Here is a 15,110-nt window from a genome sequence, read left to right on the forward strand (position 1 = left end):
TTCCGGTCTGTACTGCGCGGCCGGCTCCGGTGTCAGAGGAGCGTGGCCACCCAAAGCAGGATGGCTGCCGCAACGAACAGAATGGCGAATATCTTCCCGCCGACCTTCAGCCACTTACCGAAGCTGATCCCGGCCACGGACAGCCCGGCCAGAAGCACGCCGCCGGTCGGGTTGATGATGTTCATCAGGCCGTTGCCGAACTGGTTGCTCAGCACAATCACGTCACGGTTGATATGGACCAGATCGGCCAGGGGACCCATGACAGGCATGGTCAAGGCTGCGGAGCCGGAGGATGAGGGGACGAACAGGGTCAGTATCGACTGGACGGCAAGCAGAATGGTGGTGAAGAGACCCTTGGGCAGATTGCCCAGCAGTCCCACCAGCCAGTTCAGGATGGTATCGATGATCATGCCGTCCTGGAGAATGACCAGGATGCTGCGGGCCAGACCGATGATTACCGCTGCATAGACAAAGTCCCCGCATCCGCTTACGAAGCTCTCGCATATCTGATTGAGCGAGAAACGCGCCACAATCCCGATAATGAGGCCCACGGCGAGGAAGAGGGCGCCGATTTCGGTCATATACCAGCCCAGGGCCAGGATGCCGTATACCATCACGGCCAATCCGAGGACAAAAATGCCGATGATGATCTTGTCGCGAGTGGTGAAGGTGTCGGTCTTGCCGGTTTCGTCCTTGCCGTTCGCGCCCTCATTTCCGGAAAGCAGTCGGGCGCGCAGACGCTGGTCGCTGTCATAGACGATTGAGGATTCGGGAGTCTTGCGAACCCGGTAGGCGTACCGCATGGTGAAGGCAACGGCTATCAGGGTGAAGATGGCCCAGCAGACGATACGCCACATCAGCAGGGGATTCCCGTGCACTTCGCCGATGCCTTGGGCTATCAGCACGTTGAAGGGGTTGATGGTTGAACCGATATACCCGACCTGGCTGGCCAGGAAAAGAGTCAGTATGGCCGTCATGGAGTCAAACCCCATTGTCAGCATGAACGTGATGAAGATGATGAACAGGGGAATCAGTTCCTCGCTCATGCCGTAGGTTGAGCCGCCGAGGCTGACAAGGAGCATCATCATCGGGATGACCAGGATGCCCTTGGCCCCCAAAGAGTCGGCCAGTGCCCTGAGACCCCGGTCGATGGCACCGGTTTTGAGGATGATGCCGAAGGCTCCTCCCAGGATGAGCACGAAGGAGATGACCTCCACGGCCTGGATGATTCCGTTGCCGGGTGCTTCCAGGATGGCGGCCAGACCCTGACGGTGGTCCAGGCCGTCGCTGATCTTGCCGATTTCATGGAAGGTCCCGGGAAGGATGACGGTCCTCTCCGTGCCGTCCACCATCTGTTTTTTGGAATCGAACTGGCCGCTCGGAATCAACCAGGTCGATGCTGCGGCCAGAATGACCATGAAGAACAGCAGGGCGTAGCTATGGGGGAATGTAAATGACTTGCGTTTCTTGGTTGTGGACATGATTGTCTCATTTCTTGGGGTATACGGGTAATGCGGGTCAGGCCTCGTAGGCGGGTTGTCCATCGACGTAGGTGGCTGCCACCCGGGCCTCGCGCAGGCCCTGCGCGTCGGCATGGACCAGATCCCTGTCGAAGATGGCCATGGTGGCTCTCTGTCCGGGTCGCAGACTCGGGGATGCATCGGGTGAATCCGGATCAGGGTCATTCCGGTTGGAGTGACCATCATTGGTCCAGGCGGACAATACAGCCATTGCCGGGAGGGCGTACTGGGGGAACCACTGCTCGCCTCCCTTGTCGAATTCCCGCAGACTGGCCCGCAGGATGGATTCGGGAAGGCTCGGCAGGAAGAGGGGGCAGTCCGTGCCGCATGTCAGATTCAGCCCAGGCGTCGTCAGACTGCTGTAATGGAAGAAATCACTGCCGTCATCGTCGGCAATGGTGTTTGGCATGTAGGCATCCTGGGCGGATGGGTTCAAGCCCAATATCTGCGGATATAACTCGGCTGTGATGCCTGCCTGGGCCATTACGCCGGCTGCCCGATCATTGATCATCTCCAAGTCGCTGATGGAGTGGTGCAATCCCGGCGCGGCCGCAGAGGACAGTATCCGAGCGGATTCCTCTATGGCCCTGTCGCCCTCGGCGGTCATGCAACAGGAAAACCCGCTGCCTGCGATGTCTTCGACGCGATGTTCCAGTTCTCGGTAATCAACTTGTGGGGTGGGCTCACCGGAGGCATAGCGACCGTGAATATCCGCGGTTCTGTCAGCGACGACTCCGTCGACCATGAGCTTGACTCCGCGTAGCCTGGTCTTGGAACCCAGCGGTTGTGTGGCGATCTGCTTCAGCCTTGCTCCGGTTACCTGCTCCCTTACGGGCTCTATGTAGAGATCGGCCTTCAGGCGCTTATCGGCCAGCCAGCCATGTACGCCTGTGTCGTCGAAAACGATGTCCTTGCAGGAAACCACTCCTCTTTCGAGGAGCAATTGCTCGAATCGTCTCCATGAAGCCCGAACCAGCTCTCGGTCACCGGTCATCTCTTTGATCAGCAGGGCCCGGTCCTCTGCCCCAAGCTGGTCCTCGAAGAATCCATACCGCCGAACCGCCGCTGTATTCATCCAGTAACGGCTGCGTAGTGAGTCGATGGCCACTATCGGGGTCTGGTCGCTGATGTCATCCAGACTGTCCCGCTCGGGGTCTTGGCCCCATAGCTGCCGATTCCATCCATGGGCGTATATGGGTCTTGTCGGATTCTCCCTGTGCTCCTTGGCCAAGAGAAGTGCGGCCTCCTCTTCGGAATCCGCGGATGACAGATCCAGGCCGGCGTTTGCCGCCATCCATCCGGAGAAGAAAACATGGTTGTCGTGAAGGCCCGGCATGACCAGGCACTCGTCATATTCGAGCACCTGGCAATCGGGTCCAGGATCTTCGTGATTCCAGTCGCGACCAACCTTGGTGATGGTCGATCCTTCAAACTCCACAAACCCCTTGAAGAGGTGCGGGGAAATCCCGTCAAAGATATGACGGGACCTTACAACAGTCCTCATTGTCTGTCCTTATCGTCAGGACTTGGGGAGTCCTTTGGGCGCACTTGCCCTTATGAGATGGCAAGAGGATGCGCGTTCCGGGTTCAGCCGACCACCTTGTTAGAGGCTGAAGGTATAGAACTCCCCAAGATAAAACTGATGACCAACATGAACCGGTCGGTCATCCTGATCGCAGATAAGTGTATGAACCTCAAAGCAGGGAGTGCCTATGACCACCTTCATCTCCTTGGCCAGCCGGGCATCGGCCAAGGTCATACCAAGCCTTGTCGTCTTGGGATTGATGGGCCGGATTCCGTGCTTCCTCTCAAGCAGGTCATAGAGGGACCCTGACAGATCCTCGTGCATGAGGAAGGCGAACCTATCGGCAGGGAAGTAGTTGTTCTCTTCCATGACCGGTTGGTTGTCGGCCATCCGCAACCGCTTCAGATAGACCACATCCTCGGACGGCTGGTCGCCAAGTTGCTCGGTAATCCACTGTTCGGCATGGATCAGACGGCATTCGAGCACCTTGCTTGATGGCTTGTAGCCGGCCTTGGTCAGGCTCTCTGTAAATCCCATGACGTATTCGACTCTCCGGTCGATTTTGTGGGTTCTGACGAAGGTGCCCTTCCCCTGCTTCTTGAGAAGATAACCATCGTCCACCAGTTCCTCAATGGCACGACGAACGGTGATACGGGATACGCCGAATTGTTCGCACAACTGGGGCTCAGTAGGGATCTTCTCACCGGGGGCCAATTGGCCGGACCGAATTTCGGAGAGCAGGAGCGCCTTGATCTGAGCGTACTTCGGTATCTGCGTATCGCCCTTGAGCATCAGGTTCTCCCTATCGGTCATGTAACACAGTATGCTACCTCATCGAGGCTGACATACCGCTCTTACAAGGTTCGGTTGATCCTTGCTGCCCGGGTTCATATCTATATCCGATTACATCCCGATCCGAACTGCCTGGACCTGGATGGTGATATGGCTACCTGATGGGTGCGCCATATCCGAAAGAGCCATTCAACTGCACCGCCTCTGCTGCAAAGTCCTGGCCTGCGACCAGGCTCTCGTCCAAACCGCGCCCTTGCACAACGTGATTCAGCAGGAAGGCGGTCAGGAACGAGTCTCCGGCCGCCATGGTGTCAACGGCTTCCACGACATGGGGTGCCAGTTCATGGAAGTTCTGGCCGTCATAGACCACCGTGGACTGGGAACCTCGTGTGGCGATCAGGGCCCTGTTGGGCTCCGTGAAGAGGTGCTTGAGCAACACCTCCACCTGATTGGTTTCCATCCCACTGACCGAGAAGAAGCCATACTGCACGTACCCGATTGCGGCATCAACCATGGCGTTGTCGAACTCGTCGGAGAAGTCATAGGAGATCGGAATGCCCAGTCTGCTGACCTGGGGCAGCAGATGATTGGCGTTTCCCCATACTCCCATGTGGATGAGGCCGAACCCCCGCAGGTAATCCAGATCGCCCTCGTCCAGTTGCAGGGGCTCCTGTCCCGCGATGCCGCCTTCATTGCTTCCAATGAAAACGCGGTCGCCATCGATGATGTTGACCTTGGCACAGCCGTTCTCACCGTGGCGTACCACGCTGTGACTGCGGTCTATCCCCAGGTCGTCAATACTGGATTCGACCAGCCGGGCCTGACGATCATCGCCGAATACCCCCATGAATGCCGCCTCGTACCCCAGCTTCTTGGCGAATGCCGCGAAATTCAGGGCGTTGCCACCGGGATACATGACGTTCTTGTTGACGTACTGGTCAACAACCTGGTCTCCCAGGCCGATGACCTTTGTGTCCTCGTGAGGAATATGGCCCGGCATATCAGTACTCCACCTTGCCCATATACCTCCGCACGTCCAGGTCATGGTTGTGGACCTTGGACAGGGCATAGCGGTACTTGCTGAGCACGCTGTAGAAGAGCACGGGATTGAAGTACTCGCTGACCGAGTCGTCAATCATGTCCAGTCCGAGTTCCTTTGCGTCGACGACCTCGATCTTCTTGGCATACCGCTTGAGGAACTTCAGCACTCGCTCGTCCAGCTCGCGGGTACGTCCAAGACCCATCGCTAGGATGAAGGGGGTGTTTTCGTCGGTGATCTCCAGTGGGCCGTGGAAGAACTCGCCGGTGTGCACGGCCGTTGCATCCAGCCACTGCATCTCCATCAAGGAGCAAATCGAGAACCCGTATGCGTGGCCGTAGGATGCTCCGGAGGCCATCACGTAGAACATCTCCTCGTCCTTGTAGGCGTCGGCGAAGGCCTTGGCCCTGGGCTCGACCTGCTTTTCCGCGGATGCCACGATGGTATCGATCAGCTTCATGCCTTCCATAAAGGTGTTGTAGTGATCGTAACCTTCCAATTCGTTTACCATGCCGACAGTCAGTTCCAGCATGATTGCCATGGGGTTGTTGTGGACGCGGGTTTCATCGCCCCACTCGTAGAGGAAGCTATAGTCCGAAACGGCGAGCAGGTCGGCCTTGTCGTTGTATGTGAGTCCGACCGTCTGCGCCCCGGCTGCTTTCGCAATCCTGGCGGCCTCGACCGTCTCGGGTGTATTGCCGCCGTGGGAGCAAGCGATCACGACGGAGTTCTTGCCGAGGCGCTTGGGGGTGGCGTGGACGAATTCGTTGGCTGTGTACCACCCGCTGGTAATGGTTGTGGACTCGCTGCGGATGAAATAGTCCGACACATACATATCGACCAGTGAACCGCCGCAGGCCACGAAATAGACCTCGGTGATTTTGCCCTTGTTGTGCTGGACCAGACGCTTGGACACATCGGTAATATCCTGCATGATAACCTCCTTGTTCATCACATAACGTTATATAACGTTATGGTGTGAGTATAACGAGTATGACTCGGCTTGTCCACTTGGGTGTCGTCAGTGGGGATGGTTGGGGCTTGTGCGCCTTGATGCATTGAACCAGGCATTGGTCTTCCATGGTAAATCTGCCCGGATTGACTAAAGTCATTGTCCTTGTCGTGGAATCTATATGATGTATCTCAGGGTGGTCGTCATGGTTCTCCGCTGGGAGTGCACAGACAGCGTGTGACTAGTTTTGGCACTAATTGCAACGCTTTTGCTTTAAAGGCTTGGAAGTGCGATTGACGTTCTGACCTTTATGGGAAGCGAACCTCATTTGTTTGCGTCTATACGCCAGCTGCGGGAAGCGTAATCCTGCAGAATTGCTGTGCTTTAGCGGCACTGTTCTTTCTAAGGTTATCGGCTCAGCCTGTCTTAGGGCTTATCGGATATTGCTCTAGTTGTACGATAAGTGCACTGGGCCGCACATCGATTGGTCTGCGAGAGCGAAGGAGCATTAGATGGAGATGGGGATAAGGCATGCCCTTTCTGAGGTGCTGAGTCGGTATCTCTCCGGGAGTCTGACAAGTGATATTGCTGATGAAATACGAGGTACCTTCCCCAAGATGATTCTTGCTGGTCTTCCTTCGTCATATGCCGACTATCTGGTTAAAGGATCAGCGGGTATCGGGCGCAAGGCCCAAGTTCCGTGGTTCGGCATATTCGATCCTCGAATCACAAATAGAGCCGGGAGGGGGTACTACCTTGTATATCTATTTAAAACTGATATGACTGGTGTTTATTTATCTTTGAACCAAGCGTGGGAACCCTTTAGTCGTCAAGGCGGTGCCGCGATAGGCAGAGAGAATATTCAGAAAATGTCCGAGCGGGTTCGGTCTGCGCTCGAGCGTAAGGGGATTGTTTCAGCCGATATTCGCGCTTCAATTGATTTAGCCCTTTCGGGGCGTAATAGCGATCGTCCAAGAGGGTACGAGCAAGGCCATATCTTTGGGATGTACTATCCGGCTGATTCGCTACCTGATGAAGCCCACCTGGTGGCGGATCTGGAGAACATGCTGAAGCTTTATGCCGGCATGGTGGATATCTTTAAGGGAAGTGCCGAAGCTGACCCTCTCGGGGCTTATGAAGATGCAATTGAGGAAGTGCGCACAACCGACAAAAGTCTGACGACTATATTGCACAGCTTGCCGGCCAAGGCTTCTGTAAGCGATTTCAAAGAGGTTGAGTTTCCTGGTTCGCGAGAGCACGCGCGGAAAGTTCAAAGCGGCAATCATAGACCTTTTAAACCTGACTATGTGCTTAACCAGAAGCGCAATATAGCAATAGGGAACAGGGGAGAAGCTGCAGCGGTTGAGCTGCTTCAGCAGTGGTATCCCTCAAGCAAGGTGGAGCGGGTCTCGGAGGAGGACGATTCGCTTGGCTACGACATACGAGTGACAGGCGGTACACTCGAGGCCGAGCTTCACGTGGAAGTGAAAGCTACTGCAGAGATAAGCAAACACGCCCAGTTTTTCATATCTTCTAACGAAATTGAGCAGGCTAAAGCGGATGGAGAGCAGTTTATGCTCTTACGACTATTCGGCCTCAACAGTAAGAAGCCTGGGTATTACAAAGTCACGGGAACTGAAGTAGCGGAGCTCCATCTAACGCCGAGCAGTTATCTGGTTGAAGTTCTGTGACCGGGTCGAGGCGCTGTCTATGAAGATCAAACTCGGCGTTTGCTTAGCGTAGAACGGTGGTCACGTAAGTCTCGAAATCCGAGCATGTGGACGGTTGTGGCTGTGGAAAAGAGCGTTTGTTGCGATATTGTGCCGAACAAATACTGCTTCCGTACAAGGCAATCAGGTGGTTCCACCTTTCCGGATAGCGGGTCAGAGTTGTCAGTGGTCCTTGTGGCGGCTCAGGCTCTTGTTGCCGAGGTCATTGATTTTAGAGATAAATGTTGGGTTGTATCGCGGTCCGATTCGCCTAAAGTAGCTGGTCTCTCATCGCACTGGGAAAGGCTGTCGAAGTGTTAGCTGATGGACCTGCTTTGCTCTTTTAAAAGGTTATTCTCCCCCACTCCGGCATGTCTGCAGTGGTCCGTTAATACAAACAAAAGATGGCCTGCCGTATCCTGCTGTTCGGTGATTATTCCGGATGTTGATTCCTTGATAGATTCTGTGGTGCATACCCTCGAGAGCATATTCACTGGTTCATCTGTCTTCTCGGTGACGTCGGGCAGTTTCCTCAGTCAAGTAGACCCTCTTTCCGCTGGCGTGATTCCTTCCGAGCCCTTCGCATATCTTGGGTGTTGGTGAAACGCCGCTGCTTGGACGGCATTGGCGCGGTCTCTTTCCTGAAGGGTTCCGACCGGTTGGCTGCATATGCAGGCGCTTGTGAGTGTTTATCCTGGCGGAGGCCCTTGCCTTGACAACGAGATCGGTTTCTCTAATAATGTAGCAAGCTATACTTTTGAAGGGCGGGAAGATGAAGCCGGAATTGTCTGAGCAACGGCCGGAGGGGCTGGTCAAGATAGCCAATACCTTGCTGGAAAAGCAAATGAATGAATCTGTGCGGGGCATCTTCCCCGAGTTGACAGGCCCTCAGTTCGTCATTGTCTATTACCTGTATGAGCATGATGGCCTGGAAGTGACTCAGAAGGCCGTGTCTGACAGATTCCGATTGAGCCATCCCACGGTCCGGGGAATCGTCAAGCGGCTGGTCAAAGCAGGATGGCTAACTGCAGAGCCGCAGATTGATGACAGGCGTCAGATGGTTCTGGACCTCACGGACCGAGCGCGGGCGGATTTGAATGCCCGTCGAACTGAGGTCTGTCATGCGCTGCAGGCTACGGGAGAGTTGGCCTTGAACGGATTCAGCGATCAGGAAAGCAGACAGTTAATCAACTACCTGGAACGAATCATCGGAAACATGGAATCCTGAACTGCCTCACTGAATCAGGCTGGAGAGGTATTCGGATTGAGTCCCGTTGGGGATGGAGGATGTGATATGGGCAAGGTTGGTAGCAAAGGCGGATCTGAGGGTAATCGCTCCGTGATGATGGGCACGCTCCTGGCTGGGGCCTTCATTGCCTTGATGGCGGAGACCTTCCTCAACAACGCGCTTCCGACCATTATGGCGGATTTCCGTGTTTCCCAATCCACCGCTCAGTGGCTGAGCACCTCTTATCTCCTTGTAGTGGGACTAATGATCCCCGTATCAGCCTGGGTTTTCTCGAACTTTCAGTCTAAGCATGCCTTCATTGTGATGATGGCGACTTTTCTAATGGGCTCTTTGGTCTGCACCTTTTCCGGTGGACATTTTGCTCTGCTATTGACGGGTAGGATCATTCAGGCCGTTGCCGCTGGATCACTGATGCCTTTCATCCAGAACGTGGTCTTGCTGCTTTTCCCGCCAGAGAAACGTGGTGTGGCCCTGGGTGTGGTGGGGCTGGTTGTGGCTTTGGGACCTACGGTGGGCCCCACGCTTTCTGGGTTTGTTTTGGAGCACTGGTCCTGGAAGGCTCTGTTCGTCCTGCTTGCCATTATGAGTGCCGCTATCCTGGTGGTGTCGTTCTTCCTGGTCTACACGGTCAACGACAGGGTGAAAACCCGCTTGGACGTGGCTTCCGTAATATATTCCTGCCTGGGTTTCGGGCTTCTTCTTTATGCCCTCTCCTCCATTGGAGACAAGGGCGGAGCATCGGTGCCTGATCTGGGACTGTTCTTGATCGGCCTCTTGGTCGTGGTCGTGTTCTGCTGGCGCCAGCTGCATCTGGAGTACCCGCTGGTGAATTTGCGGGTCTTCACGAACGCCACTTTCAACCTGACCAGCTTGCTGAGCACTCTGAGCAACATTGCCATGGTCGGGGTGGAGCTGGTTCTTCCCCTTTATTTGCAGAACACGCGTGGGTCCAGCGCGCTTACCTCGGGCCTGGTCATGCTGCCGGGGGCCATCGTCATGGGCATATTCAACCCCCTTTCGGGGATGATTTATCAAAGGATTGGGGCGAGGAGAATCTCTCTTTTGGGGTACATGGTGTTGCTGGTTGGCACCCTACCGATGATATGGTTCGGAACCGCTACCAGCCTCATCGTGATTGCCTGTTGCTATGCTCTGCGCCTGGCAGGTGTCGCGCTGGTCATGATGACTACTTTTACTGAGGGCATCAACGCTCTGCCTCCGGACCTCGCAGCCCATGGTAATGCTGCCGCCTCAACTGTCCGACAGGTCGGCGGATCGCTGGGCACGGCCGCCGCCATGATGATTGTTACCATCGGTGTAGAGCGGGGACGCCACGGCGGGGCCATGTCAGCTCAGGCTTTCGAGCAGGGCTACCGGTGGGCCTTCGTCTTCCTGGCGATCGTGGCAGTAGTCGGCCTAGGTGCCTCGTTCTTCCTCAAGTCGCGTACTTCGGAGGCCAGATAGGGATCTCGCCCGTATCGTGGCTCGGCGATGTGAAGCGGCAAGCCACGAAGTTGGTGAGCCTGTCATAGTAACTGAATACCTTCCTTGTAGGTTCATATTGCTTGCGGGCTTAACGGAGTAGCTACTGCCTGTGCTTTTCGACTCTGGTGGTTTCTGTGAGCTCTCTCATACGGCGGTCTTTAGCTGATTGCCCTTGTTCGCCTCCATCCATCGAGTTCTGCCGCATCTGGGGCGCTGGTCGGCTATTTGCATGCGTTCCAGTTGCTGTTTTATTCTGGATACAGTGCTTTGTTTCTGAGCATATTGTGGAGGGGGAGGGGCGGATGACAAGAGAGTTGGAACTTTCGCCACGGCACGGTAGCGATTTGGTCTCTGCTGAGTATTCACTGGAGCTTGCCAAGGACAAAGGTATAGAGGCTGGAATCAGCACCGCCAAGGCGACCGAAGATTTCGGTGATGGAATCCATGTGGAATCCATTGAAGAAGATGCTGCAAGTGACCATGTACAAGATGATGCGCAGCTTGATTACAAGATAGCTGCAGCTTGTGGAGTGGTTGCTGGTTTATGTGATTCGATTTTTGTTGGCAAGTTCTCTTTGGACGGGGCGAACAAGTGGGGTTTGAAGAAAGTCAATGAATTCGTGGTTTGGGTGGCAGGGCAGCATTCTGGTTTTAGAGGAGAGTCCCTGCGCGATGCGATTCATTTCCTAGAAGAGAAATATCCGTTTGTTGGGGATAAGTACACGGCCGAATTTGGGGGTGGTTTGCAACATCATCTCAGGGACTTTTCTCACCACTTCTCCCTTGGGGGATTGGTATTTTCGATACTTACGCAAGTTACCGGAAAGGTATATGGCACCGATCAGTACGGAGATTTCATAGCGGTCCCGGTGGAAGAGCAATGGTTTGAGGAGGGGCTGATCGGTGATAGTCTCGGCGAAAAGCTGTTCTTAGGCACGGCGCAATGGTTCCTGCACATGGCGTCAGACATGGCGGGATCAAGTTCGAATTCCGGTCAGGGCACGGGGATACCTGGCCCTTTGCTCTCTATTATCAAGGAATTGTCTGCCTTGCCCGTGTTTAAAAATGCCATGGATTCTGGCATGGGGACACGCAAATTCATTTCCAAGATGTTCAATGGGACCTTATTTGCGCAGGTTGATGGTGAAGGTCGTAAAGTGCCTCGTAGATTCAACCTCCGAACTGAAATCGGTGTTGTGCATGAACTGGGGAACCAAACGCTCCCAGTGCTACTGAATGAATGCCTGACGCGATGCTGCTATTTTCTTCGTCATCTTTATCTGGAGATGAAAAACAATGAGGTCCGTTCTTTGACCGACTTGACGCAGCTGGACATGGGTAGGATTCTCCCATTCAATAACTCCAGAGTCGTTCGCATGGTATCCATTGCCTCAGCTACCTTTACCGCGGTGGATCTAGCGGATGCCGCTATTCGGGCTGCTTTGGTTGGGTTTAAGGGAGGCAAGGTACTTGCCGGCAAGGAGTTCTTGCTGAGAGTCAACTACGTAGGTGTGACTCGTCTGGTTTTTGTTATAGGTGTGGATGTCAAAGTGGTGCGGGAGCGAAGAGCGAATCACGGGATGCGGCGGCAAGACGATGACCTGACCGATCGGATAACGATGGAAATGCTCTCATTGAAGCCGGAGCACCTGTCTGTTCTGTTTTCGATAGAACGGCTGGCTCTTTATGAGGACATAGATCGAAGTAAGGCAACAGACCGAGGTAAAAAAGAAGAATGGCTTGGCAGATGGTCTGAAAACCTGCCCGCGGACTGCGATTTTCTAAATCGAGGGCAAGTGAAGCAGAGAATCGAAGAACTTGTTGCGCGAGACGGAACCACGTGGAAAGCGCTGGTTCTGATCGAACTTGCACGGTTTGTCCCGTATGCCTCATATCGCGCTGAAACGGAATCAGGGAATTCTGATGGAACGTCAGACTCCTCGGACAAGAGGACCAGGCGCCTCAAATTTGATTCAAGGATTCTTGAAGAACTATGGAGTGATGTAAGCGGCGATTTGGATAAATCCCCTGTGCAGCAGACCGCTAAGGCGCTAAACAAGAATGCTGGCTTATTGGATGGTAGCCGAACCAGGAAAATCGTTGGTGTTGCGGGAACTGCTGCGGTTGCGGTTGCTACGGGAGGTGCGGCGTTTACATTAGCGCCAGTCATAGCGCCGGTTATCGCCGGATCGGCTGTCGCGGGCCTATCTGGTGCTGCTCTTACCAGTGCGAGCCTTGCTGCGGTTGGCGGTGGTGCATTGGCTGCTGGAGGTTTCGGTATGGCAGGCGGCACAGCCTTAATCGCTGGTGGTGGCGCAGTGTTGGGTTTGGCTGGCGGTAGTGGTGTAACTGCTGTTGCTTCGCTTCTCACTGATCCCAAAGGTGTGTTTGCTCTCGACGAGTGTTCGAAGCTCCTCACATTTTGCCAATCCGATTTTGCTCGAGCTGATATGAAGCGAGAGACGGTTGATCGGATGCGACAAGATTTGCTTGATCAGATTGAACGGATGGAAATTCAGCAGGATGTACTCTCTATGCGTTCTGAAGATAAGGACTTAGATAAGGCCGACAGGAAAGAAGCCAGGAAAGAGCTTTCCGGTCTTAAGAAGAGTTTGGGTTACATGCGTAACTGCGAAAAGGAACTGTTAAAACTGATCAATCAAAACATCATTCAAAGGTGATCGTAATAGTGGAAGAGGTGGCGTCGGATTGGCCTGCTCGAGAACGGCACTGGGCAACCCCATACTCGCCTTTTAATGCCGCCGCCCTCGCCACTTGGCCCACCTGCGCATCCTTGTCTGGCATGTCCTGCCAGACCCGTTAGTGGTGAGTTTGCTACCGCCGAAATTGCGCCACCTATCCCACCATTCGACTCGGTACATTCAACAGCTTCCAAAGGAACCAAGCGGGGCAGGCGAAAACGGGTGAGGTCGTACAGAAGCACGGAATATTGTCGTTATCAGATATGATAAAAGGGCTTTGAACGATTGTTCAAAACCCTTGTTGGCGGAGGATACGAGATTCGAACTCGTGAGGGCGTGAACCCAACACGCTTTCCAAGCGTGCGCCATAGACCACTAGGCGAATCCTCCAGATGTCTGCTGCGACCAGTTCGTATGAACCTGTCGTAACGACACAACTAGAAACTATAACATAGGTGCCGGATTTGGCAGGCCTTGGCGTGTGGAATCACCGGCCCGCAAATCAGAGCATCTGAATCAGCTCGCCCACATCCTGGATGACCAGCTGGAGATTCAGTCCGGTCAGGATTGCCACGATAATCCAGGCGAGGAAGGCCATCCACCGGGGGTTTGCATGCTTCCCCATGATTTTCCTGGAGGAGGTGAACCAGACCAGGGGGACCATGGATATGGGCAGGGCCACGCAGAGGAAGACCTGGGAGTAAACCAGGAGGCTGTCCAGGGCGGATTCCTTGCCGCCGAAGGCGATGGTACAGATAAGGACGGGGATAATGGAGACGACACGGGTCACAAGGCGGCGCAACCAGAGTGGGATCCTCATGCGGATGAAGCCTTCCATGACGATCTGTCCGGTCAGGGTGCCGGTGATGGTCGAGTTCTGTCCGGAGGCCAGCAGGGCCACGGCGAAGAGGGTGGAGAGAAGTCCTGACGCCACAGGTCCGGCGATGGTCTTGTCGCCCAGTGCGTTGTACAGGGCGGTGAACGTGTCCAGTCCCTCACCGTGGCCGAAGAACATGGCGGCACCCAGTACCAGGAGGAGGCAGTTGACGATGAAGGCGCCCGTGAGCTGGATGTTGGAGTCCCAGGTGGCGAATCGGACCGCGTTGGAGACTTGGTTCTCGTCCTCCCTGTCGAAGTCGCGGGTCTGGACAATGGAGGAGTGGAGGTAGAGGTTGTGGGGCATGACCGTGGCACCAACGATGCCCAGTGCCATGGTGAGCTGCCCCTTGCCCAGAATCTCCGGGGTGGGCACGAATCCTTCGAACATGGCAGGCAGGTCGGGTCGCGCCAGGACTACCTCGTAGACGAAGACAACCATGATGACCAGGATCAGCGTGGCCACGATGGCCTCGATTCGGCGGAATCCGATCTTGGTCAGGAGGAGCAGTATCAGAACATCCAGAACGGTCAGGGCCACGCCCAGCACCAGGGGGATACCGAAGAGGAGTTTGAGGGCAATGGCCCCGCCGATCACTTCGGCGATGTCGGTGGCCATGACGGCAAGCTCGGTGCAGATCCAGAGGACGAAGCTGAGTTTGCGGCCGGTATGCAGGCGGGTGGCCTGGGCCAGATCCAGACCGGTCACGATGCCCAGCTTGGCTGACATGTACTGGAGCATCATGGCAATCAGGCTGGATATGAGGATGACGCTCATGAGGAGGTAGCCGTACTGGGCCCCGCCGCCGATGGAGGTGATCCAGTTGCCGGGGTCCATGTAGCCTACGGCCACCAGGGCACCTGGACCGGAGAAGGCCGCAAGGTTCTTCCAGAAGGAGGTGGTGGACTTGGGCACTGCCACCGTGGCGTTGATTTCCTCCAGGGAACGACCGTTGGCGGTCTCGATGATCGAGTGTCCCCGGCCCGGTTCATTGCTGGCCGGATTGGCCTGGTCGGCGCCGCCCCGGGGTACGGACTCTACTGCTTGTCTTGCCTCTGATTTCAGCATGGCACCTTCCTGGGAATCTGGTCTGCCTGACGGCCCTCGGTAAAACTTCGACCCTTCGAAGTCTAATGATGCCCTGCCGATATTTCCATCCCCTATGGAAGATTGTCCTGTGACCCTGCCAACATCTCGCCCGGCCGGTCATGCCATCTGCATAGATGGAGCGGCCATATCCTGCCGCCGGGGCGAAGAGGG

10 protein-coding genes and 1 tRNA gene are annotated in these 15,110 nt (G+C 55.2%); 4 read left to right on the forward strand and 7 right to left on the reverse strand.

The features are described 5' to 3' along the window. Window positions 1–32 precede the first annotated feature (32 nt). From bcor_RS00910 to bcor_RS00930, 5 genes are all read right to left on the reverse strand, one after another. Window positions 33–1,481: a YfcC family protein gene (locus tag bcor_RS00910; RefSeq protein ID WP_033491346.1), complete on the reverse strand. Its 1,449-nt coding sequence runs from the start codon at window positions 1,479–1,481 to the stop codon at window positions 33–35. A gap of 37 nt (window positions 1,482–1,518) precedes the next feature. Further along, on the reverse strand, window positions 1,519–3,024 hold the full coding sequence (locus bcor_RS00915) for an amidohydrolase family protein (RefSeq protein ID WP_051875573.1): 1,506 nt from the start codon (window positions 3,022–3,024) through the stop codon (window positions 1,519–1,521). A gap of 99 nt (window positions 3,025–3,123) precedes the next feature. Then, on the reverse strand, window positions 3,124–3,858 hold the full coding sequence (locus bcor_RS00920; protein ID WP_202805348.1) for a GntR family transcriptional regulator: 735 nt from the start codon (window positions 3,856–3,858) through the stop codon (window positions 3,124–3,126). A 133-nt stretch (window positions 3,859–3,991) separates the two neighbouring features. After that, entirely contained in the window at window positions 3,992–4,837 is an 846-nt protein-coding gene (locus tag bcor_RS00925; RefSeq protein ID WP_033498173.1) for a PfkB family carbohydrate kinase, read from the reverse strand. Window position 4,838: 1 nt separating this feature from the next. Then, the gene (locus tag bcor_RS00930; RefSeq protein WP_202961034.1) at window positions 4,839–5,810 is read right to left on the reverse strand and encodes an SIS domain-containing protein; all 972 of its coding nucleotides are present in this window, start codon (window positions 5,808–5,810) and stop codon (window positions 4,839–4,841) included. Window positions 5,811–6,340: 530 nt separating this feature from the next. On the opposite strand from bcor_RS00930, the gene bcor_RS00935 reads away from it, so the two are divergent. The 4 genes from bcor_RS00935 (at window position 6,341) to bcor_RS00950 (ending at window position 12,952) form a co-directional block, all read left to right on the forward strand. Then, window positions 6,341–7,519, forward strand: coding sequence for an MrcB family domain-containing protein (locus bcor_RS00935; RefSeq protein ID WP_033498177.1), 1,179 nt, complete (start codon window positions 6,341–6,343; stop codon window positions 7,517–7,519). An 862-nt stretch (window positions 7,520–8,381) separates the two neighbouring features. Further along, window positions 8,382–8,765, forward strand: a complete 384-nt coding sequence (locus bcor_RS00940; protein WP_158332614.1) for a MarR family winged helix-turn-helix transcriptional regulator — start codon at window positions 8,382–8,384, stop codon at window positions 8,763–8,765. 66 nt (window positions 8,766–8,831) lie between these two features. After that, complete coding sequence (locus bcor_RS00945) at window positions 8,832–10,250, forward strand: DHA2 family efflux MFS transporter permease subunit (protein WP_033498181.1); 1,419 nt, start codon at window positions 8,832–8,834, stop codon at window positions 10,248–10,250. A gap of 323 nt (window positions 10,251–10,573) precedes the next feature. Next, on the forward strand, window positions 10,574–12,952 hold the full coding sequence (locus bcor_RS00950; RefSeq protein WP_148303926.1) for a hypothetical protein: 2,379 nt from the start codon (window positions 10,574–10,576) through the stop codon (window positions 12,950–12,952). Between the two features lie 323 nt (window positions 12,953–13,275). On the opposite strand, the gene bcor_RS00955 is transcribed toward bcor_RS00950, so the two are convergent. Both bcor_RS00955 and bcor_RS00960 read right to left on the reverse strand, forming a co-directional pair. Next, a tRNA-Ser gene (locus tag bcor_RS00955) sits at window positions 13,276–13,363 on the reverse strand. A gap of 112 nt (window positions 13,364–13,475) precedes the next feature. Further along, complete coding sequence (locus bcor_RS00960; RefSeq protein WP_081830733.1) at window positions 13,476–14,918, reverse strand: Nramp family divalent metal transporter; 1,443 nt, start codon at window positions 14,916–14,918, stop codon at window positions 13,476–13,478. Between the last annotated feature and the right edge of the window lie 192 nt (window positions 14,919–15,110).

Origin of the sequence: Bifidobacterium coryneforme (assembly GCF_000737865.1) — a bacterium.
Lineage (GTDB): Bacteria > Actinomycetota > Actinomycetes > Actinomycetales > Bifidobacteriaceae > Bombiscardovia > Bombiscardovia coryneformis.

Excerpts from the sequence above, each read along its gene's own strand:
- bcor_RS00935 (WP_033498177.1), top strand. The coding sequence starts at position 6,341 with ATGGAGATGGGGATAAGGCATGCCCTTTCTGAGGTGCTGAGTCGGTAT.
- bcor_RS00915 (WP_051875573.1), bottom strand. The coding sequence starts at position 3,024 with ATGAGGACTGTTGTAAGGTCCCGTCATATCTTTGACGGGATTTCCCCG.
- bcor_RS00920 (WP_202805348.1), bottom strand. The coding sequence starts at position 3,858 with ATGACCGATAGGGAGAACCTGATGCTCAAGGGCGATACGCAGATACCG.
- bcor_RS00960 (WP_081830733.1), bottom strand. The coding sequence starts at position 14,918 with ATGCTGAAATCAGAGGCAAGACAAGCAGTAGAGTCCGTACCCCGGGGC.
- bcor_RS00910 (WP_033491346.1), bottom strand. The coding sequence starts at position 1,481 with ATGTCCACAACCAAGAAACGCAAGTCATTTACATTCCCCCATAGCTAC.
- bcor_RS00925 (WP_033498173.1), bottom strand. The coding sequence starts at position 4,837 with ATGCCGGGCCATATTCCTCACGAGGACACAAAGGTCATCGGCCTGGGA.
- bcor_RS00950 (WP_148303926.1), top strand. The coding sequence starts at position 10,574 with ATGACAAGAGAGTTGGAACTTTCGCCACGGCACGGTAGCGATTTGGTC.
- bcor_RS00940 (WP_158332614.1), top strand. The coding sequence starts at position 8,382 with ATGAATGAATCTGTGCGGGGCATCTTCCCCGAGTTGACAGGCCCTCAG.
- bcor_RS00945 (WP_033498181.1), top strand. The coding sequence starts at position 8,832 with ATGGGCAAGGTTGGTAGCAAAGGCGGATCTGAGGGTAATCGCTCCGTG.
- bcor_RS00930 (WP_202961034.1), bottom strand. The coding sequence starts at position 5,810 with ATGCAGGATATTACCGATGTGTCCAAGCGTCTGGTCCAGCACAACAAG.